Source organism: candidate division KSB1 bacterium (genome assembly GCA_016214895.1).
In the GTDB taxonomy this organism is placed as follows: domain Bacteria; phylum Electryoneota; class RPQS01; order RPQS01; family RPQS01; genus JACRMR01.
Window position 1 is genome coordinate 116,573 of the sequence record JACRMR010000002.1, and the last position, 24,205, is coordinate 140,777.

At 56.8% G+C, this 24,205-nt stretch carries 18 protein-coding genes; 5 read left to right on the top strand and 13 right to left on the bottom strand.

Going from position 1 to position 24,205, the window contains the following annotated elements:
- Positions 1–48: 48 nt before the first annotated feature.
- The 3 genes from HZB60_00455 to HZB60_00465 all read left to right on the top strand — a co-directional run bounded on the left by HZB60_00455 (position 49) and on the right by HZB60_00465 (position 4,582).
- Positions 49–1,068 carry an OmpA family protein gene (locus tag HZB60_00455; GenBank protein MBI5058232.1) on the top strand — a complete coding sequence of 340 codons (1,020 nt, stop codon included), beginning with the start codon at positions 49–51 and terminating at the stop codon, positions 1,066–1,068.
- A gap of 230 nt (positions 1,069–1,298) precedes the next feature.
- Positions 1,299–3,941 (top strand): T9SS type A sorting domain-containing protein, encoded by a 2,643-nt coding sequence (locus tag HZB60_00460; protein MBI5058233.1) that lies wholly within the window; start codon positions 1,299–1,301, stop codon positions 3,939–3,941.
- A gap of 236 nt (positions 3,942–4,177) precedes the next feature.
- Positions 4,178–4,582, top strand: a complete 405-nt coding sequence (locus HZB60_00465; protein MBI5058234.1) for a hypothetical protein — start codon at positions 4,178–4,180, stop codon at positions 4,580–4,582.
- Between the two features lie 31 nt (positions 4,583–4,613).
- Here HZB60_00465 and HZB60_00470 read toward each other — a convergent pair whose 3' ends face one another.
- The 13 genes from HZB60_00470 to HZB60_00530 all read right to left on the bottom strand — a co-directional run bounded on the left by HZB60_00470 (position 4,614) and on the right by HZB60_00530 (position 22,238).
- Positions 4,614–5,324 carry a hypothetical protein gene (locus tag HZB60_00470; GenBank protein ID MBI5058235.1) on the bottom strand — a complete coding sequence of 237 codons (711 nt, stop codon included), beginning with the start codon at positions 5,322–5,324 and terminating at the stop codon, positions 4,614–4,616.
- Entirely contained in the window at positions 5,311–5,838 is a 528-nt protein-coding gene (locus HZB60_00475) for a sigma-70 family RNA polymerase sigma factor (protein ID MBI5058236.1), read from the bottom strand. Before HZB60_00475 ends, HZB60_00470 begins: the two co-directional genes overlap by 14 nt.
- 438 nt (positions 5,839–6,276) lie before the next feature.
- Positions 6,277–9,741 carry a carboxypeptidase regulatory-like domain-containing protein gene (locus HZB60_00480; GenBank protein ID MBI5058237.1) on the bottom strand — a complete coding sequence of 1,155 codons (3,465 nt, stop codon included), beginning with the start codon at positions 9,739–9,741 and terminating at the stop codon, positions 6,277–6,279.
- 393 nt (positions 9,742–10,134) lie between these two features.
- The gene (locus HZB60_00485; protein ID MBI5058238.1) at positions 10,135–12,810 is read right to left on the bottom strand and encodes a hypothetical protein; all 2,676 of its coding nucleotides are present in this window, start codon (positions 12,808–12,810) and stop codon (positions 10,135–10,137) included.
- A gap of 140 nt (positions 12,811–12,950) precedes the next feature.
- Positions 12,951–13,193 carry a hypothetical protein gene (locus HZB60_00490; protein ID MBI5058239.1) on the bottom strand — a complete coding sequence of 81 codons (243 nt, stop codon included), beginning with the start codon at positions 13,191–13,193 and terminating at the stop codon, positions 12,951–12,953.
- A gap of 140 nt (positions 13,194–13,333) precedes the next feature.
- A complete protein-coding gene (locus tag HZB60_00495; GenBank protein MBI5058240.1) occupies positions 13,334–14,719 on the bottom strand; it encodes a sigma-54-dependent Fis family transcriptional regulator in 1,386 nt (461 codons plus the stop codon).
- Between the two features lie 6 nt (positions 14,720–14,725).
- The gene (locus tag HZB60_00500; protein ID MBI5058241.1) at positions 14,726–16,612 is read right to left on the bottom strand and encodes a hypothetical protein; all 1,887 of its coding nucleotides are present in this window, start codon (positions 16,610–16,612) and stop codon (positions 14,726–14,728) included.
- A gap of 757 nt (positions 16,613–17,369) precedes the next feature.
- Positions 17,370–17,936: an SEC-C domain-containing protein gene (locus HZB60_00505; GenBank protein ID MBI5058242.1), complete on the bottom strand. Its 567-nt coding sequence runs from the start codon at positions 17,934–17,936 to the stop codon at positions 17,370–17,372.
- A gap of 248 nt (positions 17,937–18,184) precedes the next feature.
- Positions 18,185–18,523 carry a hypothetical protein gene (locus HZB60_00510; protein ID MBI5058243.1) on the bottom strand — a complete coding sequence of 113 codons (339 nt, stop codon included), beginning with the start codon at positions 18,521–18,523 and terminating at the stop codon, positions 18,185–18,187.
- A 178-nt stretch (positions 18,524–18,701) separates the two neighbouring features.
- On the bottom strand, positions 18,702–19,760 hold the full coding sequence (locus tag HZB60_00515; GenBank protein ID MBI5058244.1) for an endonuclease/exonuclease/phosphatase family protein: 1,059 nt from the start codon (positions 19,758–19,760) through the stop codon (positions 18,702–18,704).
- A gap of 950 nt (positions 19,761–20,710) precedes the next feature.
- Positions 20,711–21,049: a hypothetical protein gene (locus tag HZB60_00520; protein MBI5058245.1), complete on the bottom strand. Its 339-nt coding sequence runs from the start codon at positions 21,047–21,049 to the stop codon at positions 20,711–20,713.
- A 14-nt stretch (positions 21,050–21,063) separates the two neighbouring features.
- Complete coding sequence (locus tag HZB60_00525; protein MBI5058246.1) at positions 21,064–21,915, bottom strand: IS3 family transposase; 852 nt, start codon at positions 21,913–21,915, stop codon at positions 21,064–21,066.
- On the bottom strand, positions 21,867–22,238 hold the full coding sequence (locus tag HZB60_00530; GenBank protein ID MBI5058247.1) for a transposase: 372 nt from the start codon (positions 22,236–22,238) through the stop codon (positions 21,867–21,869). The genes HZB60_00525 and HZB60_00530 overlap by 49 nt, the downstream gene beginning before the upstream one ends.
- Before the next feature lie 897 nt (positions 22,239–23,135).
- On the opposite strand from HZB60_00530, the gene HZB60_00535 reads away from it, so the two are divergent.
- Together HZB60_00535 and HZB60_00540 are read left to right on the top strand one after the other, a co-directional pair.
- On the top strand, positions 23,136–23,390 hold the full coding sequence (locus HZB60_00535) for a transposase (GenBank protein ID MBI5058248.1): 255 nt from the start codon (positions 23,136–23,138) through the stop codon (positions 23,388–23,390).
- 170 nt (positions 23,391–23,560) lie between these two features.
- Positions 23,561–23,806 carry a transposase gene (locus tag HZB60_00540; GenBank protein MBI5058249.1) on the top strand — a complete coding sequence of 82 codons (246 nt, stop codon included), beginning with the start codon at positions 23,561–23,563 and terminating at the stop codon, positions 23,804–23,806.
- Positions 23,807–24,205 lie beyond the last annotated feature (399 nt).

Below are 24,205 nucleotides of genomic sequence, written 5' to 3' on the forward strand. Positions count from 1 at the left end.
TATATTACATAGCTTGTCTGAACCTGAACCTAATATGGAGTACCAGATATGACAGTCCGATTCCTATTCCTGCTCGTTGTCGCTGCACTTGTCGCATTTGACGCGAAAACATTTGCAATTGAAATGACAACCACCGATAATGAGCAACTTGCGTTCCTGACCTGCGGCGCCAGCAAACGCGACAGCGACGGTGACGGCCTCCTTGATCGGGCGGAAAAGAAACTCGGGACCGACCCCAGGAACGCCGACACGGACGGCGACGGCCTGAGCGACGGCGCTGAAGTAAATCAGTACAAGACCGATCCGCTGCAGGCCGATACTGACGGCGACGGCCTGAGTGACGGTGCCGAAGTCAATACCTATCACACGAATCCGCTCGACAAGGACACTGACGACGATGGCCTGGAGGATGGGGCTGAAGTCGGCCTGGACACGCCCGGCACGATTGATGTGCTGAAAGCGGTCCACACCGATCCAGCCAAAGCGGATACCGATGGCGATGGCTTGAACGACGGCGATGAAGTGAACAACCGGAAGACCGATCCCACCAAAGCAGATACCGATGGCGACACCCTGAGCGACGGCGCCGAAGTCAACACGCACAAGACCGATCCGCTTGTCACCGATACGGATAAGGGTAGTGTCGATGACGGCAAGGAGGTCGCCGCCAAAACGAACCCGCTGGACGGCAGCGATGACGTGCCGAAGATCATCATCCCGGAAGTCGGCAAGTCGATTACGCTCGAAGGCATCGTGTTCGACGTCAGCAAGGCTACGATCAAACCGGAGTCCGAGGAGATTATGACACGGGCCTACAACACACTGAAGCAGAATCCGGACCTTGAAGTGCGTATCGAAGGTCACACCGACAACAGCGGCAAGCGTGCCACCAACATGAGACTGTCCGAGGACCGCGCCAAGGCCGTCAAGGATTGGCTGGTCGCCAAAGGTATCGACGGCAAGCGCATCTCGACCAAAGGTTACGGTCCGGACAAGCCGCTCGCCGCGAACGACACACCGGAGAATAAGCAGAAGAATCGCCGTATCGAGTTTGCGCGCACGAAATAACGCGCCGATCGGTGTGAAACTTGGTTGAAGACGGAGGCCCGCAGATGGGCAAACAGAAACCGGAGATGAAGCGGCATCACCGCCGCAAGCTGAAGCGTCGCAGAGCCAAAATCAAGGCGGCCCGCGCCGCCAAAGCTTAGCGGCAATGGTTGACGGAACGAAGCGCAGGGTTAGCCGCGGTGGCTAACCCTGCGTCACGTGGAGAGATGTTCTTCGTCAAGGAGCTACCGATGATCATACCAAGGCCGGACCAGGGGATTCCGCTGTCGCCGTTCACGCTCTGCCTGCTCACGGCTTTCGTGGCGGTGCCGTCGATCAGCGATGTGTTGGGAACTCCCCGCCCGCCGGTCCCTGCCCCTCCTTCGATCTGCTTCGTGGCCAACGAGGGGCAGTGGGACGAGCCGTTTGCCTTCAAGCTGAGTACCGGTGGCACGACGGTCTGGGTGACGGAGGCGGGGTTGACGATTGACATTCAAGAAAATCGAAAATCGAAAATTGAAAATCGAAATGCCGAAGTCCGAGACCGATTCCGGCCAGGCGGGGACGCACGGCTCGGCGAGCTGTACCCCCCCTACCCCCCCAATCGAGTTGGGGGGGAGAAGTCGGGTCTCCCCCCATATTCTCTGGGGGGATTAAGGGGGGAAAAGGAGCCCCAGCCAGCAAAGGTTCGTGGTCACGTCTTGAAAATGAACTTTGTGAATCGGCTCTCCCCCCACTCTGTGGGGGGACTAAGGGGGGTTGACAAGTTGCCCAGCTACTCGAACTACTTCTTGGGCCGCGACTCGTGCAAGTGGCGGAGCAGAGTCGGGCATTACCAGCGCGTGATCGCCGAGAATGTGTGGAATGGAATCGATGTGGAGTTCGTTGCCGTAGGGGCCGTGTCCGCGACCGGCCCGGGCATCAAGACGAACTACCATGTTCATCCCGGTGCCGATGTTTCGCAGATTCAGATCGAGTATGAGGGTCTCGACGCGCCGCTGCGAGTTGACGGTTCAGGCAATCTCGTGCTCGCAACATCACTGGGTGATCTGCAGGAGCAAGCGCCATGGGCCTATCAGATCGATGGCCGTCAGCAGCGCGATGTGGGCGTGCAGTTCGCTGTGCTTGACGCGAATCGGTACGGCGTGATTGCTTCGTTGGTCGACGCGAGCAAGGAATTGGTGATTGACCCGTTACTTTACGGGAGCTACTTCGGCGGATTCGGACCGGATTCTGGTTACAACATTGAAGTCGGCCCACGAGGATCTATCTTCGTCGGCGGGCAATCAAGTTCGGACAATTTTCCCACCACTCCGGGCGCTTACGAAGGGACGAACCCGCATGGAGCCGCGTGCTTTGTGAGCAAGTTCACTGGTGATTTGGATACGCTCATTTACTCAACGTACGTGGGAGCACAAGTTGGTCCCGGCGGCACGCCCGAGTCATTTCAGACTGCGCTGGTTGTCGACAGCAATGGCAGGGTGTGGGGCGGTGGCGGGACGTCCTCATGGGGCTGGCCGGTCACAACCGATGCCTATGACTCGACGTTTGCAGATGTCTACCGTGAAGGTTACTTATACCGATTGAATGAGAGCGGAAGCGCGCTGGAGTATTGTTCGTATCTGGGCGGGTCAGGCCTGGACGAAATCATCAGTTTGGCTTTGGATCCGTCGGGTCAAACTTTGTGGATTGCCGCCGACGCGGCGGTTTCACCGGACTTCCCCGTGACCGAAAACGCATTGTATCCTAATCCACCGGGAGAAAACGATGTCATTGTCGGGAGATTTGGCGTGTCAACTCTGTCAATGGAGTACCTGAGTTACCTCGGTGGCGAGAATCAGGACGCGCCAACAGGGATACTGCCACTTACTTCAGAATCGGCTTGGATTTGGGGATGGAGCCAGAGCGCGGACTTCCCTACGACGCCGAATGCCATTCGTACCGAGGCGGCCGGTCATGATGGATTCGTAACCTTGTGGAATACCGCAGCAAATGAGCTGGTGTACAGCTCGTTGGTTGGTGGTGCGGCCTATGATATTGCGTGGGCGCTGTCCCCATTTGACGACGGGCGACTGGCGATTGTCGGGCAAACCTCTTCGCCGGACTTTCCGATTACGGCCAATGCGCCCGATACAACACTCAATCAGACGGCAAACGCGTTCGTCCTGGTACTTAACCCTGAGATTGGAATCACGGGCTCCACACTGCTGTCCGGCACAGCGGCCAATGGAGGGGATCTCGCGCGCGCAGTTCGGGTGACGGACGACGAAATCACCGTAATCGGCGAGACGTACGATTCTGATTTTCCGGTGACCCCCGGTGCCGAAGACACCGTCCTGAACAATTCGGGAAACTCGGGATTAAGCGATCTGTTCTTTGCGCGCTTGAACGTCGATGTGACTGAGCTACAGTACTCCACATTTTTCGGCGGTAACCACGTCGAGTATTACGGCAATGCATATTTCGTGACCGCCGACACATTCTGGGTAACAGGACAGACCGGCTCCACCGATTTTCCGTGTTCGCCTAACGCATATCAATCAGAGGGTGGTCCGTTGGGCGACGTGTTCATCATGAAATACGCGTTTCCGCCGTCCGACGCTGTGTCGGAACGACCCTATCCTGCAATCCTGAGCGATCTGAATCTGCTTGTTTATCCCAACCCGTTTAACGGTCAGGCACAGATTGCGTATGGTCTATCGCAGAGCCAGAACGCAAACATAGTCGTTTATGACCTGCTGGGCCGACGGGTGAATTCCGTGAACATGGGCTGGCAGTCGGCCGGAACGCATCATACATCCCTGTCATTGAAATCAGAACCTTCGGGTATCTACACCATCCGACTTCAAGCAGGCACCCAGGCGGCAATCCAGAAGGCCGTCTTGGTCCGATGAGCAGTACGAACATCCCGACTTTCAAAGACTCAGGCCGCCTCATGTGTCAACACATGACCCGCTCGAAAGAATGATTGGCACTGGCTGAGGTATGGCTGTAAGCGCTTTGCGAATACCGATCTATAGCAAACAGGGTTAGCCACTCCGGCTAACCCTGCTTAATTCCTATGCGACCCTATGACTCGGCCCGACGCTACTGAACGATCGGCGCCATCGCCAGACGATCAGCCGCCGGCGTGAGTAACATCGCTTTGCGGCCGGAGTTGTTGCACTTCGTACCGTTCCCGCAAGCTCCGCCCGAAGGACAGCCCGGGCACTGCGCGCATGGGCCGTCGCAGTTCATTGACTTCGCACCTTGCATCGAACAGCCGCTCTTCGCCGTCGCCGTCGCCGTCGGCTGGACGGTAACGGAAGTGGTTCCGAGCTGGCTGCTGGCGCGGACTTTCGACGTCGAGCAACCGGCACCGCCGGGACAGGCTCCGCAGCCGCCGGTCGGACACGAGGCGCAACTGCCGCACGCGGACTGCAACGACTTCGTCGCGGCGGGTGACGCCGTCCGATCCGCCGCCGACGAGCCGCCGATGAATAGCAACAGTGTGACCATGACGGCCGCCGAGATACACATTTTCAGTTTCATGTAGGTCTCCTTTGTGAGAATGAAGGGGGTGGATTCTATGGTTTGAGATGAGTTTCAGGTGTGCATGATTCGATCATGCAGCAGCGGCCGCCCGTAGCCATGCAAAACTTGATCGCCGAATCAACCAGTGCACTGTCGGCGCCGCGCAAATCGCAGATGACCGCTCCGAGCATGCCGGATTGTGCATTGCAGGCTCCCGCAAACCGCCGTGCGGCGCCCCGGTCAGTCGGATTGCAGGCCTGAATCTCGCAAAGCGTGAGTCCATTCTCCTGAATCAGTTCTCTGACCGTGCGGCTGTCAAAGCGACCCAGGCGGGCCGTGAGCACCGCTTCATGCAAGCGGGCTTCCGAGCGGCGCATGCGCAGATTGCAACGGGCCTGCGGATCGGTGGTTACCATCAGACAAACACGTTCCGTAGCGCGCTTGACAGGATAGAGTACATCACCGGGCAAACTTCGCTTGGACAAGTTGACCGAGCCCCACGCGCTGAAGCACAGCACAAACATCGCCGCGCCGACCCACGCCCAGCGATGCGAGTGCACACCCCATCGCGGGCGATCGACCGCCGCGGGTCGCGCCGCTTGTTCAATGGCCTGCAAGCAAGCCACCATCGCGGCCGGATGAGGTTCCTGAACGGGCAACGCGCGCAACTGTTCGGCGAGATCAGCCAGTTGCTGGACCGCGAGATCCGCGGATGAAGCTCCGGGACTCTGCAACGAGTGTTCGAGGTCGTCAGGCGCGCTCATGTTTAGTGCTCTTTGGTGTTTCCATGATGAACTCCCGCAGTGAGACCAATCCGCGATGCTGCAATGACTTCACGGCCGCGATTGACTTTCCCAGTTGCGCGGCGACTTCTTCGAGCGCATAGCCTTCAATGAATCGCAGCATGATCACCTGATACTGCTCTCCGGTTAGCCGACGAAGTCCGTTGACCAGATCAATCCCGGTAAGTTCTCGATCTGCGCGCGGGTCGGGATCGATCAGCAGCTCAACTTCAGCGTCCCGATCAATCAGGCGCGCGCGGCGCTGGCGGGATCGATAGTAGTCGATAATTAGATTCTCGGCGACCTTGTAGCACAGCGCTAATGCCGACAGACGCATGGGGCTTCGATAACCCAGCAGCCGCAAGAACACCTCGCTGCTCAGATCCTCCGCGTCCTCCCGCGAGGCGAGGCGATAGGCCACATAGCGATACACGCGGGGATAGTAGTCCCGGCAGAGCGCGGCCACCACATCGGGCTTGAGTCGCTGAAACAACACGAATTCTAAGATTTGAGCTTGGTCACGTCCGCCATGAATCTAAGACGTTTGAACCGGCCAAAGGATTCTGTGCCAACAGGAAAAGGGTCAGCGAATCAGGCTAACCCTTTGTTTTTATTCTTGTAGCGCGTGCGGGATTCGAACCCGTGTTGCCAACTTGAAAGGTCCACAAAAATGGCCTTCTAAACCATTGATAATACTAACCTGCTCGCGCACGGTGCGACTGCTGGGTCAAATCTGGGTCACGCAAGTGCCGACAAATGCCGACCAAAATGTGACCCAGTCTTCCCCAAATGGGTCAGGGAATGGCTGTTTATGTGGACGGGTTACCCACTGGCGCGCTCGCAGGGTCGGGGAGAGGAATAGCTTGGTCGCACCGGACGATAGTCAGGATCCCGATTGCTGAGGAGCCTGCCTACTCGAAAGCAGGCGAACGCCTTACGGATGTATGAGCTCGCGCATCTTCATCCAAGCAATCTGTCCGCGCAGGAAGTACTGGTGCGCGCCGTTGGGCAGGGCGGAAGCGCCGATCGTGAGCGGCATTTCGTTGTTCGGCGAACTGAATAGCAGCCGTCCGGCGGCGACGACGGTCCCATCGACCAGCATCAATGACTCGTCGCCGCTGATGATCAGTGTCGCCGTTAACCACTCGCCGAGCATGATCGGTACGACGGATCGCAGCTGATTCCAGCTGTTGCCGTTCCATGCCATTGCGACGAGCTTTCCATCCGGCTCGATCCGCCACGAGAAGCCTCCGTTCAGTGGAGCATAGCGCGAGTTGCCGATGATGTACGACGGCGAGCCCGCCGGGAGCTCGTCAATCTTCATGTGCGCGTCAATCTGCAGCGGCGCCATGTAGAACATATCGTGGTTGGCAACATCCGCCCATTTGTTGTTGCCGAAGCCAAGCCCGAAGCACATGTGGCTATCGACACTGTACTCATACCAGTCGGCGTTGTGCAGCGTGGCCTCATGCCCGTTGCCGGAAACGTCCCAAGCGGTTACACCGCTGCCTTCCTCCATCACCCAGTACGCCAGCAAGTCGGTCTGGTCAGGTTGCAGGGTCTCACTTACCGCGCGCTTGGCAATGATTTGGTAGAACCCGCGCGGTGATCCGGTGAGGATGCCGGGCGACTCGACCCACGACGTATCGAAGCTGGTTTCAACGGGTTCGAATTGATCAAACTGCTGGCCGCGAAGAATCTGGTAGAAGTCAGCACCCGGCACGCGCGTCCATTGCAGACGCAATCCGCTCGCGGTCATCGGCGCGGTCAGCGTTGGCGGAAGCAGCGCGGTGGCCGTGTACGTTTGCGGGGACTGGTCGTTGCAGCTGTTTTCGGCTGGCGGAACGATATCAATGTGATGGCCGCCTTGCGAATCAGAAGCCAACTGGAACGGAATCTCGACGGTCCGCCCGATCCACATGGGTCCCTCGGTATAGAATTGTTCGCGCTCGGCGGATTCTGAAGTTCGCATGGTCAGATGGTACATGCCCGCTGCAGTCCCTTCCAGCACAATCCGGTATTGCCCATCCTCGGGTTCATAGAGATTGAGCCACTGGGAGTCGGCGTAAGCGAAATAGAACGAGTTTCCGGTTTCGTCGATCGTGTTGCCTTCGACATTGCCGACTCGTCTGCCCGTTCCATCGACGACGCTTAGGCGGGCGGGGGATCCGAGTGCGAGATCGACCACGAAGAGCGGGTGTATCCCGAAGTCACCGAACGGTAGAGGTCTCGGAACGATGAGAAGAAACATCGGATTGCTGTACTCCCATTGGGAAATAGGCCCTCTCGGTCCGTTGTAGAACGGTCCATGGCCCGCGACAAGGTAAGAGCCCCAGTGTCCTCGCCAGCGCGCCCAGCCGCGAGATTCGTCAAATGGCACTAGATTGTACTGATCGGGTGAATGCTGGCTGTTGTCACTAATCTGGTCAAGGGGTGCTGTTCGGCTGAACGCATCCCAGAGATCGACAAGCGGTTGAGGCAGGTCGTTTTCTACCGCTCTTACCAAATGGTTCAGCCCTTCATGGCCGAGCATGACAATCACCTTTGCAATCAGCAACTTCGCTTGGGCCGCAGAGACTGCTATTCCTACTCGAGCCAGAGTAGCGGCAACCCCCGCACCTACCGTGGCCGGCACCCCGTACGCAATTAGAATCGTGGTAGCTACAGCATCTGGAATGAAGTTGCCGACAGATAGGGGGCAGGTGTTTGTCAGATAAGATGCGTGACTTCCAGTTGCCACCCACACATTAGGATGAGTCCCAGTCCATGTGATGTCTGCAGGCTGTTTCTGGTTGAAGAACCAGTGGACACCGGTGACGACATTGAGCACTTGTTGACCAGACTGATCAAGCTCGACCTCGACGAACTCCCAATCGCCTTCATGGTCCATATCAAATACTGCCGCGAAATAGTAGTCGTTGTAAGGATAGAACAAATAGTACTGAAGCACTATGTTCGACCCGTCCCACTTCTGGGTCCGTCGGCAATAAACGGTCGGCGTGTAGTCTGCCGCGCTGGAGTTCTCTGGATCACGCATAACAAGCCACTGATGATCATCGTCGCCATCGCGCACAAGCGAACTCGGCGAGGGACTTGAGTTGATCACGTCGCAGCTAAGTGGAATCGGATTCCAGCGCGGACACTGTTCGAGTTCTGACGCATCTGTCATCATCTGGACTTCCGTTGGTATCCAACCATGGTCAAGGTCAGTATTACTGTAATGCAGAATGGGCGCGTACAGGGCCAACAACGGATCGATCGGCGGAGCGTCCGGATGCATCATGAGCCCCAGATATGGTGTCTGGCCGCAGTCAATCTGCCAATTGGGTTGGTTGATGGTCTGGTAACCCGCCATTTGCACGATGATTGTGTAAGTCCCGGCGATCACGCTTGGGAAACTGTAATCGCCGCTCCCATTCGTTTGAACGTTGTAATCGGTCCCCGGTTGATCGGTGCGATGCAGCGTCACATCCGCTCCTACCAGCCGTTGATGCAGTTCATTCTCGACAAAACCACTCATCGAGCCATTGGGACAGTCACCCCCGATGCACAGGATCGGCATATGCAAGCCCATCCACGAGCCGAGGGTAATGTGGTTGTTGTCGATGTTTGCATGAATCAGATACCACGGATTCGGGATATGATCGAAGCGTGTGGCGTAATAGTGTCGGTTTCCGCCGCCATAGAAATGCTGACCATCCCGAGTAACAATCAGTGAGTTCTCCTCGCCTAACTGCCACGAAATCGAGCTGATGAAATCGTCCACCGAATGGCTTGCGCAGTAGGCAACAATGTCGTTCCAGTCGGCAATGCGGTAGTTGCTACCGAATTCGTTTGACACCGCCTGCTCGAGATTCTCGGTTTCGGTGTGAGTTCCGGACGTCACTCGAAATGGCGATACAATTGAGGTCGTCACCACCAACGTGCCCGTATAGGTCCCGAAATTGTCGTAGTAGAACCAAGCATGATCGTTGATCCCCAGCATGAGACTCTGGTCGGGATGCAGAACCCGCGATCCACCGCAGCCGATGTTCCAAGTGCCACCGTCGGGATCAATTCGCGCACCCAGCGACATGCAATTGCAGCCTTCTATGTTCTGAATACCGCAGGGGCCTAAGTTGTCCCCATTTGGATAGGGGCACGGTGGATTGTTGATGAAGTAGCCACACGGGTCCTGAAGACAATCATCGTTCGGTGAGTTTGACCAGTAGTGAAGAGCTCCCCCGAGATTCGCGACCGCCACCGTAACATCGGCACCAGTTGAATTGGTGTAGATCGGCGCAGCCATCCACGGTCGAGCTTCCTCGCCGGTTACCGCAAAAGGAATCTCCTCCGCGATCGCTTGCAGAGCGACCATCAGCGACAGAATCGCACAGGTGTCGAGTAATATTCGTTTCATCACAACCTCCGCGTTAGAGTGGATGACTAACAGACGTTTCAACAAATAATGTATAGAGGCATATACGAATTGTCAAGTGCGTGTCTCTGTCTCGTCAAATGGATAATTTCGTTTCAACCCGAGCCAAGTGAAGGTTAAACAGCAATTGAACCTGACAAGGTCTGATTACCTGTGATCGAAATGGCACTATGAAAAAGCCGCGATGCCTCGCGCACCAGTTGGTCTATGCTGGCTGATACCGCTCGTGAAACAGGCCCCCCATTGCTGAGGAGCCTGTCGAACTCTGTCACCAAAAGCTATTCCGCTCACACGAGCTATTGCGAGATGGCATTGGGCTTTCGCGCACGAACTTCTTCACCTCGATCACGGACTGTGTGATCGGTTCCAATCGCCTCATTCATTGCGACCAAGCAGCGCGATCGCGGTCTCGCGTGGAGTGTCCACTTCAATCCGCAAGACAGCCGACATCGAGCCGGAATAGGCCTCGACCTGATAGAACATGTTGCTCGCAAATCGGATCACACCATGATGCGCATAGGTGGTATCGCTCGTGTAACCGTGGAAGTAGAATGGACCTTCCACCTGAGGTGAATACCACACGAGGTAGGCGTCGACAACCGCTGGGCAGGCAGGATGTCCGGTTTGAGCGGGTGACCAGTGAATCTCCGCATCCATACCGTTTGGCAGCACCACGATCTCTGGCGGAAGTGGAGGGAAGGGAGTGCAATCGATGACTTCGACTTTGATCATGGCCGCCGGAACCCACCATGGGGTGTAGCCTTCCGGGAACTCGTACTGAGCCAGAGCCGCGTGATTCGCCAGCGTGAACAGGTATTTGTCTATTCCCCAATCGGCGATATCAAGGGCATCGTTCCAGTGCGGTTGCCCCACGCTCCAGTTGGTGAGTGAGGCGACCTGATCGCCGGTGAATTCTCCGGAATGAGCGACCGTAACGTAGTATGTTCCGGGTTCCTCCGGGGCCGTGAGACTCAAAGCGACGTCATGGGTGCTGAGACCAGTGGGAATCCAGTTGCTGATGGTCTGATAACTGGTCGAATTCTCGTCCCATCCCCACACCGCCACGAGCGGAACTACGGCGCTGCCGTTAAGCCAGTTGTCGGCCTCGACCGTGACAGTTCCGGTAATGGGATGTCCGGCACCGATTGTGATCTCGAGCACATTGTTCACCACCGGAGTACCATTGAGCTCCCCTCCTACAAGTTCTACCGTTCCATTCTCCATGGGATGAACCGCCACCAGTTCAACCGCTGAGGAATCGAGCGTCCCGCAGTTAACGATGGTGCTTCCTCCGCTGATGACCGTTGAACGGTGAATGCTCAGAACTCCCCCGACGCCCCCTTGGCCGGTGCAATTGAGGATCGCCGCGTTGCCGAAACCGCAGGGCGTCGCGACGCTGACCCGCATGTGCCTGAAGTATGCGGCGCCCTCGCTTTCGATGTTGATACCGCACGGGCAGTGAGGCCCGCAGTTCCCGGTAATCTGCTGAACGATCTGGGCCTGATTTGCGATAATGGTTCCGCCGGGACGAGCAACCAACCAGCCACCGGCCAGCAGCAGAACCGCTCCGGGTTCGATCCGCAACGTATCACCGGTGCGAACGTTGATGGCCAACTCCGGAATATACGGACTCATTTCGCGGGTTATCGTACCGCGGCAGCGCAAGCCTTGGCCTTCGGGATCGGGTTCGCAGACCAGCGGTGGCCCGGACTCTACTACGACTCTGATCATGCCTGCGGGAACCCAGCGCTCATGGTACCCATCGGTGAATTCGTACGGTGAGATCGCTGCCCCATGGAGTAACGTCTCCGCGTAGCGCACTGAGTCCCAATCCGCGATATCGGCGCCGTCATTCCAGTGGTCGTAGCCTACCGCCCAGTTCGTTAATGAGGCAACCTGCGAACTGGAGAACTCGCCCGAGTGTGCAAACGTCACATAATAGGTTCCCGGCGTCGTGGGAGCTGTCAGGTTCAGCGCGACTTCGTGCGTGCTCACCCCGGGAGGAATCCAGCCATTGATGACCGAGTGCGCCGTCTCGCGGGTGTCCCAATTCCAGATCATACAGAGCGGCACCACAGCACTCGCGTCCAGGTAATTGTCCGCTTCCACAGAGATTGAACCGTCAAGAAACTGTCCGGGCATCACCGTCAACTCGAGAACACCATCCTGCACCGGCGTGCCACTAACCGCACCTGACATCATCCTGACCGTGCCGTTCTCGTTGGCGTAGGCCCAGGCGTGCCCGATCGCATTCTGGTTGCCGCCACTACCAATGTTCCCGGTGTACCAGATTTCAAGTCGGTTGCCACGTGCAACGGTCGAACCACCAGTGACTTGATGCTGATCCCACGAGCCCGGCATGCCCGGTCCGACAATGGGATTCCCGGGGTCTTTTTCCCAGAGGAGACCATCGGTGGACGTCGCCAAGCCGATGCGGTCATTTTCGAATCCAGAGTCTCCAACATAGAGCATGTACCAACGATTGCCTGCGCGAACAACACAACCGGGCGTTACATCGTCCGCGTCCCATTCACCAGTCGCTCCACGCTGAAGTGCAGGTTGTGAATCCTCCGTCCAGTTCAGTCCGTCACTGGAAACTGCACGGTATATCTCTCCGTTCAAGGACTCCCATCCCCAGAACTGCGGTCCGTTTTGCAGCACAGCCAGCAGAATGCCCGTCACGCCAGATACGATTTGGCCGCCGGAGAAATTCTGAGCATCCGATGATGTAGTCAAGAAGACACCGGCGTTGGTCACGTACCACATCTTGTACACGCTTCCCTCTTTGATTACAGAACTGGCTCCGAGTTCAACTCCCGGCAGGTAGAGCGCGACTTGACCGCTGCTCCAATTGATGCCGTCAGTGGACTCGCTGTAGTAAATGTCTTCATCAACAATCGACCCTGCCATATACCACATCCGGTAGGTTCCGTTGTCGTAAATTACCCACGGCGCGCCCGTGTAGGGTCCGATCACGGGATTGCCTGAGTACTTCGTCCACGGGGCGGCGGAGACAGCGCCGCATGTGATTCCGACGATGAGAACCACCATCCATCGAGTCCAAGCTGATTTCATGAGAGGACCTTTCTATGCATTGAAGTTGGGGGGAGATTCTAACTACGCCTGTCGCGAGCGGGATTGCTGCATGAAGCACGTTGAGGTCGCGTTGATGGGTTGCCCAACGTGTCTGCTTAGCGTGAAGAGAGCAATGTCAGTATCTCGCCATCCGAGAGCACGTCAACTGGGCTTTGTGGATCACGCGGCAGGAGTCTGCCTGTTCGTTCGCTGTACAGTTCATAGGTCTCCATGACTACTGCCAGCGCAGCGGCGATGCGGCGACGAAGCTCGGCGATGTCAGCTCCTCTGGGGACTTCGACCGGAAACGTCCTGCCCGTGACAGGCTCCATGACGGTGATGTGAAGGAGTTCGTTCATGACACTGATTGATGTTATAGCAATTTCTTTGCCTCCTTGAAGCCATGGCATAAGTACCGCGAAAACATCGCGGCAACAGAATTCCCCACCGCTGGGCGATGGGGAATCGTGAGGAATGGTCGGGGAGTTTCGAGGAATGCCTACCAGCGAATCCCGTGGCGCTCGAGTTCTTTCAGAACTTCGGGCGGTGCTTGCTTCCGCCAGTTGACCAGCGTCTTGCGATCGACACCGAGATCGCCGGCGGTGTTCTCGCGATGCCCACGGTTGCGGATCAGGGCGTTCAAGATGACGTTCCACGCGAATCTCGAACCCAGAGGCCCACCCGTAACAGAGAGATCAGTCGGCTCGCTGGGGATTGAATCTGTCTCTGGCACAGTTGTGAGTCCGCTCACGTCACCCAGCTCTACAGTCCAACTGCGCCGAGCCAGAAGCCGTGCCCGGATCCGCAGCGCCAGGCCCTTCAGCTCGCGAACATTGCCCGGCCAGTCATGCTCCCTTAGCCGCGCCATTGCCCGTGTTGTAATGTCCAACGGTCGATCCGGCTTGATGAAGTGGTGGAGAAGGGCAACGATGTCGTCCTTATGTTCTTTCAGTGGAGGAACGGTGACGCGATAGCTGTTCTCCAAGCGAAACCGAAGGTCCTCCCGGAGTATTCCCTGCGCGTGCAGGTCAACGGGTTCGGATTGGGTGACATACAATAACCTGATATCCGGACTACGACGGGCACGGTCACCGATGCGCTGAATCTCGCCGGCCTCAAGGGCGCGCAATACCTTCGCCTGTGCAGGCAGGGAAAGATCACCCACTTCATCAAGGATAAGACTGGAACCTTCCGCGGATTCGAACCAACCGGGTAAGTCGTGCGTGGCCCCGGTGAAACAGCCCTTGACAAAGCCGAACAGTTCCGCTTCCACAAGCGAATCGGGAAGGGACGCGCAATTGAGGACCAACGGTTCGTGCCTTGATCTCCGCGACACTCGATGAACGGCGTGGGCTGCGAGTTCTTTTCCTGACCCCGTCGATCCGATGATCAAAACCGGCTCATCTCCGGCTGCCGCGGTTTCGATTTGCGTCCACAAGCGTTGCATGGCCGGTCCGTGACCGACGAGACCGTATGCGTGCCATGGTTCAGTTGGGTCATGCCGGACGGACCGGAGTATATGCGCGAGGCGCGCTCCATCGAAAAGATCTCCAGCTGAACGTTTCTCGATGAAATCCACACAGCCAGCGCGCTCAAACCGTTCAACAATGCGCCAGTCCGCGAGGCTGGAAATCGCAACGCACGGCGTGCCGCGGGCGGAACAGGCCGCCGCCAGCGCGAGGCTGTCGCTGTTGTCGGGAGTACCTGGCCGCAAGAATACGTCGAGCAGTACGAGATCGATGCCGGCATGATTTAAGGCCAGGTGCGCGCGCGCCACTGTGTCGGCAACTGCCACGTTGGCGCCGAGGCGTTCCAGTTCAAGGCGGGTTTCTTCGCCATGAGCGGGATCATCATCCACCACCAGCACATGAAGCGGTCCCATCATGAATCCTCATGCCGTGAGTTGTTGGAAATAGATGCGAACGACTGTACCGGCACTCGTTGATGTCCAAACAAGGCCGGCGGCATGCGCATCCACGATCTTCCGCACATCGAGCAACCCGTGCCCCCGAGTGTCTCCTTTCGAGCTGATCGGCTTGGCAAAAGCCAGACTGAGCATTTCTGGAGGCATGCCCGGTCCGTTGTCAGCCACCTCAAGAGCAACTGCCGGCTGCTCCAGCGTCGGCCGACTCGGATCAAACCGGTAGCAATCGTTGTTAACAGAAATCGTAACTACGGACTCGTCCTGTTCGGCCAAAGCCTCGGCGGCATTATGAAGGAGCACAGAAAGGAGTCGCTTGATCAGGCGTTCATCCCCATAGACAACTCCCTGACAGTCACCGCCGATCACCCAAGTGACCTGCGGGAATACCGCTCTAATCTTTGTTACAACCGCTTCTACTGTGCAGGGCAGATCGATGGGGTCTTGGCGCGGATTGAGGATCTGCCCGAGTTTCATCACTTCGGACAGTGACTCGGTAATCTCCTGGAGTTCAGGGACAACATGAGCGAGGGACGCCCGTTCCATACCCTTCTTCTCGAAAGCCCTCGCCAATGTCCCGAGTCGGGCCTTCAGATCATGTAGAACGGAGAAGGTTTCATCCTTCAGTCGGCGCCAACTCCGGTTCTCCGGGGACAAGTACAGAATGCGCTGCACCCGTGATCGTGGATCGGCCACCAGTTTCCCGCGCGCCAGCATGATCCACTCGTCACTGCGGTCTGTCAAGACAAAGGATCGCTCAAAGTCGCTCTGACTGCTCTGTAGAGTGGCAATTGCCTTCGCGAGGCCCGTGAACGTTGGCAGAATTACTTCATGCCAATGGCCCCTTCGCCGACCACGTCCGACCTCGCAAAACCGCCGGGCAATGCCAAGGCAAACAAGCAACTTGCCATCGCGGGAGAACCCGAGTGCACCCTGCTCATCGAGGCCACGAAATGCGGCAACGTACTGCATCATTCCACGCGCCCGCCGTTGTTGCAGGACGACCACGACTGCCAACACGACCAGAATCACCAATCCACTGGCCCCAATTGCGCGGTACGGTGGGATGCGTGTCAACGTCGCATAGGCGATCAAGCCGGCGTTTCGACTTTGGGGACCGTAACCGACAAGGAACCACCTGCCTTCCTCGTTGTCGATCGGTGGCAGCGGCGACGCCCTGCAAACGGTGAGTGGGGGAATAGATGCGGTGGAACCCGCCTTGGCCTTCCGATCCAGCCACAGAAGTTCGTTGCTACCTTTGAGGACCGGACGATATGGCTGATCGATGGCCGATCTCGGGATGCGAATGTCGTGCAGCGGACCCCCTAATCGAACGGCTCGCACGGTACTCAGCATCGAATCCAGAACGCTGATCCCTCCACTGTCCGGGAAGGCTAGAATCTGTATGTCTGATTCACCTGTGGTGCCGAACACGATCAACCCTCTGATCTTGTTCACAAAATTGCGTTGGGAGATCACATCTCCCCGCGCCGGTGCCAGCAGGTAGAGGGTTGATTGCAAGGAGTCACGTTCGTTTTGGTGGCTGATCAGTCCAATGGCCAAGTCATCTCGTCCGGGTACCGGATAGAGCCGTCCGCCCGAGGCGAATCCCCCCACAACGATACTCCAGATCATCACGCCGGCGGTATCGTAAGCGCTGATGTAGCCGTTGATCGAATCTGGCACCTGATTGCCCAGCACAAGCGTACCCTCCCCGAGGTAGAGCGCATCACTGATATTGGCATCTACCAAGATGGGATCATGGCAGAAGATCATGCGAAAGGGATCAACGACGTACACATGCCCCGGTCCGCGATGGTCGGGACCGCTGACATAGACGACAACATTCCGAGACATGGAATCGCCCGCAAAGGAGATCCAACGATTGCGGGACGCAAGATCCTGCCGCGAATCAATGCCGTCTTCGAGCTGGCACCGTCCAAGCTCCTCGATTCTAGACGGTCCTTTGGGGTCTTTCCGCTCCACGCCGTAGAGCACTAGATCGAATCCACCATCTACCTGTTCGAGAGCGACCCAGCGGTCCTTTCCAATCCTCGAATCATGCCATACAGTGAGCTGATCAGCATAAGGCCCGTGAAGCCTCTCGCAAACGACTCGGGCCAGATCCCCCTCCAGGACCGCCACATGGTTTGAATCCTGGAATACTACTTCTCTCTGCCCTCGACCGGTGAAGTCACCAAACCCCGAATGCCAATCGTCGATGCTCCATCCGGAGATGCTCAAGTTGCACGCATGCGATTGACTCCACCATTCAGGTCGTTGATGATCACAACCCATGCCTGTGATCATCAATCCAACGATAAGGACCAAGACCTGCATTTTGCAGAGAGTATTCAATTTCATGCCAAATCTAAGTGCCTGATCTGCGGCATCGCACGCTGCGCGCAATTTGCTGGCGATGAGGGCCATGTAGTTGGGTGGGCGAAGTCAAGACAAGTCGTTCCTATGTTCCGATTCTCGCCGCGCCGTGACCTTCACAATGATGGTGATGGCGGTAGCGGCTGAAGGCAGGCAGCAGCGTCGCCGCCGCGATTCCGACAATCGCCGTTATGCTGGCCATGATAGTGTGAAGATAGCCGGCTCATCACCAATGTCAATTGTATTCCGGATTCCCCGGCTTGATCTTGTCCATGCAGCACTGTTTGAACTTCTTACCACTACCACAGGGACAGGGATCATTGCGGCCAATACGAACTACGCCTTGCGCCTTGTAACGATTCACTCGATCTAAGTGAAGCTGGTGGCTGACGAACCGCATCAGGCGAGTCGTGCTCTTGCCGCGCGCCTCCAGGTCAGAGTTCAGCTTGTCAATCTCCTTGCTCGTGTAAGGCTTTCGTTTGAGACTGACACGACGAATGATCAACTTTATGTTGTCCTGCTCATCCGCAAGTTCGTCATAAGCGTTGCGGGCTGCCTTCGGGAAGTCACCCTCCGCGTAAGTCCCAAGACTTAGCCCTTTCCTGAATCCATACACTTCCCGCCACAAATCCGACGCCCACAGCAGCGGACCTTCCTTGTCCTGCCCGAAGCCGGTTCGGCGCACGCTCAACGGCAAGTTGTCTTCAATAGTCTCCGCCAACTGGTTGTGCAACGAGTGCAACACCGTAAGTACTCGATCCGCGGTCGCCGGGTCGGGCAGTTCCAATTTGAAACCTAACATGTGCGGCAGATACACAGAGGGTGGAACCAGGTACGGCGCACACACTTCCGTACATGACACCGACACAAAACGCGGCCGGAAAGGCCAGCTCAATCGGCTACAAGGCATCCTCGAGCTCCTCGAAGTTCACAGGCCTCGGCCGGGGCGTGATGTTAAGGAAGTCCGGTGGCAGTGATAGGCGGTCAGGCAATCACAGAGAGTTATCTTGGTCTGTCGGCGTGCGGATGACGGTGAGGAAGGGAGGAAGCTCAGGCGCCACCGTCTTTCAGTTCAACGCTGATGACGTGCAAAACCTTGTCGCCAACATTCACGACATAATGCGGTGGCAGCGGTGCGGACCATAGCACTTTCGGTGGTGTTCGAAACGCTTCTGCAGACCGTGAATCAAGTAGGAGTTCGCCCTTGTCGTCGTAACGAACGAAACCACTCCAGCTCAAGATGTATAGTACAGCAGGCCAGCGATGAGAATGAATGGGCGGCATCTCTCCAGCGTAAATGCAAGTGTCGAGAACTTGCACCTTGTCGTTTACCAGTATTTCGCGGTGGTGACTTGGTGTTGCGATAAGTGCGTCTATGGAATCAGTCATGGCTGCTCTTGGTGTGCTGGGCGTGAGTGAGCACCATCGGTGTGTCACACTCGCCACTGCTTCGATGGTGAAGCAGCCGGACGCGGAGTGGGCGGGCGACCATGCCTATGTTAATGTGGTAATCGAGCGGATCGATCTCGCATGCGTGTCACACCCCGATGGGCGAGTCCTTCCCCAGCTACTTGATGTAGACCGCCTTCTGCCAATGCGAAATCCCACTGGCATTTAGCCGAATGAGGTAGATCCCTGAGGCAGCGGCGCGAGGCATCCAATAGGCGAGATGTCGCCCCGGTGCTTGCGTTTCCTCAACTATCGCTGACACCAACCTGCCCTGCGTGTCATAGATGGCCAGCCACACATAGGCAGTATGGTCAAGGACATAATCGATCGTGGCTTGGCTGTTGAACGGATTCGGGTACACGCTGTGCAGTTCCAGTCGCACCGGTGCCGCGGAAGACGCGTCCGGCACGGTGCCTTGCCCCGCCAATGAGAAGACGGTCATGACCCCCAGATGGTCCGACGTGAAATGAGATCCATCATAGGTGCTGTCCATGACGATGCGCGAACTGTCGGCGAGTAGCAGACCCGGGCTCCTTTGAAAGATGTAATCAATGCGCGATGTTGGAGTCTCCGCCGGAATCGTGAAGCCGCTCTGCCCGGGGTTCATTTCGGCGAAACTATCGAAGAAGACAGTGTCGGTGGCGGATTCCACCAGCAGCAGGATGGCAGCCGATCCGGGCACTGAATTGAAGTCGCCTGCGAGTAGCGCACCAACCGATGAGTAGATCTGCTCGATCTCGCTTATGTACGCCATGACGCCCTGCACCTGCTGAAACGCGGCGTCGCCGCTGAGGTGCGTCGAGAAGGCGTTGACAATTCCCAGCGGCGTGTCTACGCGGTTCCATGCCACTTTTCGCGGGAAGTCTCCACGGGGAAGTGAGCGCGCCCCCTCTTCCAGAACCGGATACTTGGTGACAAATCCCACTCCCTCCGCGAACTGTTCCCAGCCGATGTGCGTCTGCGTGAAATAGTAATGGTATTCGATACCGAAATGGGCGCTCAACGCCTCCGCGACTGTTCGCGCCATATTGTCCTCGCCGTTTCCCCCCAGCGTCTGATTGATCTCCTGTAGACAAATGATGTCCGGATCCAGTTGTTCAAAGAACTGGATCATAAAGAACAGGCGCACTTGCCAATTGCTGCCTGGTCTCATCCCCTGCATATTGTAGGTCACCAATCTCAAGGACTCCTGAGCGAAGAGTCCTGAAGAACACAGCAAGAACATGACAAACCCGATGCCTGCTCTGCAGTGTCTGATCGCTCGTGCCACACAAGGTCTCATGCGCATTTCCTTAAGCAGGGCAAACCCCGCCGGTAAATCTGACGAGAAGGTCCGTGCGCCGTGACAACAAAGGGCACAGGTCGCTCCGCAGGGACAATTGGTGACGTGAGCTACCGTAGGCGATACAGCCGTACTAACGCTCCGCTGCCGGCTTCACCATGATCTTCGCGAAGATGGTTGGGGCGAACAACCCAGGGGCTGCATCAACGTCGCCGAATAGCCCACTCAAAACACAACGACAGTAACACCTCGGTTGTCCTTGGCATAGTACGTACTTCGCGCGAGGGATAGAAGGTGCTCGATCGCTGCCTGAGTCGTCTCGTCGAACATGGAGAACTTCTCTCCCCAAATCACAAACCTGATCTTGCCTGGATTCCGCAGTCGTGCCAGTGTCTTTCTAAGCTCTGGACCAAGCTTGCCACATTGACTGAAAGACGTGTAACCATGGACGATAACCTCGATCTTTGGTTTCGAACTGAGCCTATGGCGTTCAGGCCGACCAGCATTCGCTGACGAGCCTGCGCGACTGTTGGCGTACCCGATTCCACGTTGATGGCGACTGAGGCACTCATGGTAGTTGGATCAGCCGCAAATGCGGTAATGATCTGGCCTGCCTACTGCCTTGTCGGTTTCCTGCTTATGGTTTGCGTAGCTTCGGAATGATCTCCACCGGTCGATATCATGCACTTCGTTCAACCGAAGCGCAAACCACAAGAACAGCACACTCCGACATCAATTGTGACACTACTCTTTGAAGTTGAACCAAGGCCATTCGTGACACAAAAGGACTCGATTGTGTCAAGCCGTCTCACTATCCGCAGTGGAGGAGGCCACCCTGAAGGGTGCTAAGCCTCACTCTTGTCGTGCTTGAATAGCCAATGCCAGGCGATTAGTCCAGACAACAGTGCCACCAACAACACCGAGATCGGGAAGATCCACTCGTTCAGTGGCTCGACAAAGAACGTGTCGAAGCCTTGCCGGAGACGTGCATTGTCGGCAAATGCCATGTGGTACAGGTGCGCGCAGTAGACAGAGAGGACAAATACCTCAATGTACTCCACCATCGATTGAACGCGAGCGATGACGTCAAGATTTTCTGCTGCCTGCATGCTGTTCATCGCCTCCAGAATCGCGCCCATGCTCGTCGCGTCGAAGAACTGGACTGAACCCCATTTTTTGGACACGGCATCCAAGTAAGCTAGGCGGCGGGGAGGGTTTGATTGTATTGAAGTTCACATTCTTCCGGCGGTCGGTAGCCGAGGCTCGAGTGCAGCCGGATGCGATTGTAGTTGTGCTCTAAGAAGTGACCGATTTTGTGCCGTGCCTCTTCGACGGTACGGTACTCGTTCAGATAGACTTCTTCTTTTTTCAGCGTCTTCATGAAGCTTTCCAGGGCCGCATTGTCGTAGGGGTTGCCCTTACGGCTCATGCTGATCTGAAAGCCGTGCTGCTTCAGGAGATCGGTGTAGGCTGGGCAGGCATACTGCACCCCGCGATCACTGTGGTGGATCAGACCGGGTGCCGGTCGTCGTTGCTTCAAAGCCATCTCCAGCGCGGTGATCACCAGACGGGCTTCCAGAGATTTCTCCAGGGCCCAGCCGATCACCCGCCGGGCATAGAGATCGAGGATCGCGGCCAGATAGCAGAAGCCCAGCGGCAGGCGGACATAGGTGATGTCAGCAGCCCAGATCTGATTCGGCGCGGACGGCCACGGGTTTTGATACAGGTTCGGATAGAACGGGAAGGCGTGTTTGCTGTCCGTGGTGATCACGAAGCCGCGTAAGGGCCGCACCAGCAGGTCCGATGCCCGCATGATCTTCAACACCGTCTTGTGGTTGACGAGCTGTCCGTCCCGGTGCAGCGCCGCCGTGATGCGCCGATAGCCATAACTCGTATTGTCCAGGGCGAGTTCTTCAATGCGGTCCTGCAGATCCAGCTCTTGCTGCAACCGTGCTTCGTCCGCAGAAGAACGATAGTAGAACGTACTGCGTGGCAGGCTCATCAACGCGCACCCTTGCCGGATCGTGAGCCGGCCCCGATCTTCCGCAATGCAGCGGCGGCGGTCTGCTGTTCCTTCAGGCGGGCCGTTCTTTTTAGAAAGGTGATCTCATCTTCCTTCTGGCCGACGATCCGTTGCAGTTCGGCGATGTGGGCTTCATCGGCCCGCGTCTGCACCAGCAGCCGTTGCACATCCGGGCCGCCGGTTCCTTCTCCCCCCAAGGAACCGGCACGGTAGGCCTTCGTCCATTCCAAAATACTGTTGGCGGAAACCGAGTGTCTCCTCGCCACCGCGGCCTGACTCTCTCCGGCCAGCACTTCCTGCACCACTCCGAGCCTAAACTCCTCGGTAAATCTCCGTTTCGTACGCGGCATCCACGACTCCTCCTTGTCCTCCCCTTAAGATAACCTTTCTTGGAGACCGTGTCCAGCCTAAGGGGTGCAGCACAGTTTGTGCAAGCAAAAGTGTGCAACAGAAAACAGATAATTGGATTGTGAAGACCATGACTATATTCTTCATGTCTGATTCCTCAAAAAGAATGTGATTCGTCCCTTTTCCTAAGCCAGAATCGACTCTTGATATTCTTACAGACAGGAGAGACCCCTGGCGTTCGTTTAGTTGACCTGTCTGTTCCTACGCAGACGAAGCTCGCACCACACAAAGCACCGAAGCCTGAATCCCGAATCGTGAAACAGGCCAGTCTCGAAAGATATGTGTTTTGCGATCGAGATCACCCGTCAGCGTAGGTGCCCAAAGATACGAATCAGTGCGGGCGAAAGCAAACAAAACAGGTAGGTTAGAAGGGGTTGCGGCGTGGCCAGTGGAGTCTTTGAACGGGCCATTTCCATTGTGCTCGCGTAAGGCCCTGAAAAACAATGCAGAAAGCACGTGCGAAAGACGTGAAGCACATAAATATGACTCGCTCGGTCGCGTTCCCCGGATCCCCGAGAATAGCGCAGTTTCAGAACGGATTTCACCCTCTCGAAATACGCTGCTGATCCCCAGAACCAAGCATCAATACTGCGATTCAAGGCACTCGCGACTGACGACTTGCAATTCCAGTATACGTACAAGAGCAGGCTAACGACCTGCACTTCTATCTCTGGACAGCCGATCACAACCAGCGTCGTCGTAAGTTTCTGATTAGCCTCGCAAGCGCGTGTCCGGCTTCCCAGAGCGGCTCTGGAGGAATTCTATGGACTGTACCCCTCGGACTGGACAGTCAGGGGTTGATTTCGTAGATTAGGGGCGGGGCAACGAAGGAGTCCAGGATGGCACGTCAGAGAAGGGTCTTCAGTCCGGAGTTTAAGCGGCGGGTCGTGGAAGAACTGGAGTCGGGTCAGAGTCAGGCGGCGGTGGCCCGCAAGTATGAAGTGAGTCCACATCTGCTTATGCAGTGGCCGGACGTGGTGCAGGCCGGTCGCGTGGGGGGGGGGACCGGCGATGCGCCGCCAGCGGTGTTGCTGGCGGACCAGCTGATTAAGGGCGAGATCATCCGCAGCAGACGCAGCAGATTCACCTTTTGAGAAAAGGCTGTGACGTGATCGGGCTGGAGCATGGCACCTAACAGGATTTGGAATGAGCCTTGGTGCTACGCAATCCCGCGCCCGGCTGTATCCATCACAGCGATCAAGTCGTGTAGTATGCCTACCACGTCAACATCGATTTGCTCAAGGCGCGGGGCTTTCAGATCAGCATGTCCCGCAAAGGCAACCCGCGCGACAACGCCCAGGCCGAGAGCTTCATGGCCACGCTGAAAAAGGAAGAAGTCTACCTGTCCGACTACGACACGTTCGCAGAGGCACAGGCCCGCCTGCCGCACTTCATCGATCAGGTCTACAATCGCGATCGACGCCACTCGGCCCTCGGATATCTGTCCCCGGTCGAGTTCGAACTCAAATCAAAACAACCCCCAACACCCCATCTAACTCAACACACCTGACTGTCCAGTTTCTGGGGTACACTCCATACACTCCAGGTCCTCGGTAAGCGAAACTGTCGATGGCCCTCTCTACAGTCGTTCGCGCAGACTTCGCCCGCCCAATGCGCGAAGAGCGAGCAGATCATCAACGATCTTATGAAGTGGACCTCGTCTATCTAATCATGTGGGCACAACAACAGCCAAGGCATAAGCGACAATTCACAACATTGGGCTTTGTATGTGCAGAATTCGCCGCTCTGAATTGTGGGTCAATTCAATAGGATTTGCGAAGTGACCGTTGACTTTGGACCTCCTTGCAATTATATTAATTGAGCCGTCAGTGACCGACTTGAGGATTATATCTCGGCGCAGGCAAGTTCGGGGAGCGAATCCTCCGCTGATGTGAATGGCCGGGTGCGC

Coding starts and splice junctions, on each gene's coding strand:
- HZB60_00505 (MBI5058242.1), bottom strand. CDS start 17,936: ATGTTAGGTTTCAAATTGGAACTGCCCGACCCGGCGACCGCGGATCGA.
- HZB60_00460 (MBI5058233.1), top strand. CDS start 1,299: ATGATCATACCAAGGCCGGACCAGGGGATTCCGCTGTCGCCGTTCACG.
- HZB60_00455 (MBI5058232.1), top strand. CDS start 49: ATGACAGTCCGATTCCTATTCCTGCTCGTTGTCGCTGCACTTGTCGCA.
- HZB60_00540 (MBI5058249.1), top strand. CDS start 23,561: ATGTCCCGCAAAGGCAACCCGCGCGACAACGCCCAGGCCGAGAGCTTC.
- HZB60_00510 (MBI5058243.1), bottom strand. CDS start 18,523: ATGACTGATTCCATAGACGCACTTATCGCAACACCAAGTCACCACCGC.
- HZB60_00495 (MBI5058240.1), bottom strand. CDS start 14,719: ATGATGGGACCGCTTCATGTGCTGGTGGTGGATGATGATCCCGCTCAT.
- HZB60_00480 (MBI5058237.1), bottom strand. CDS start 9,741: ATGAAACGAATATTACTCGACACCTGTGCGATTCTGTCGCTGATGGTC.
- HZB60_00490 (MBI5058239.1), bottom strand. CDS start 13,193: ATGAACGAACTCCTTCACATCACCGTCATGGAGCCTGTCACGGGCAGG.
- HZB60_00530 (MBI5058247.1), bottom strand. CDS start 22,238: ATGCCGCGTACGAAACGGAGATTTACCGAGGAGTTTAGGCTCGGAGTG.
- HZB60_00485 (MBI5058238.1), bottom strand. CDS start 12,810: ATGGTGGTTCTCATCGTCGGAATCACATGCGGCGCTGTCTCCGCCGCC.
- HZB60_00535 (MBI5058248.1), top strand. CDS start 23,136: ATGGCACGTCAGAGAAGGGTCTTCAGTCCGGAGTTTAAGCGGCGGGTC.
- HZB60_00500 (MBI5058241.1), bottom strand. CDS start 16,612: ATGTCTCGGAATGTTGTCGTCTATGTCAGCGGTCCCGACCATCGCGGA.
- HZB60_00470 (MBI5058235.1), bottom strand. CDS start 5,324: ATGAGCGCGCCTGACGACCTCGAACACTCGTTGCAGAGTCCCGGAGCT.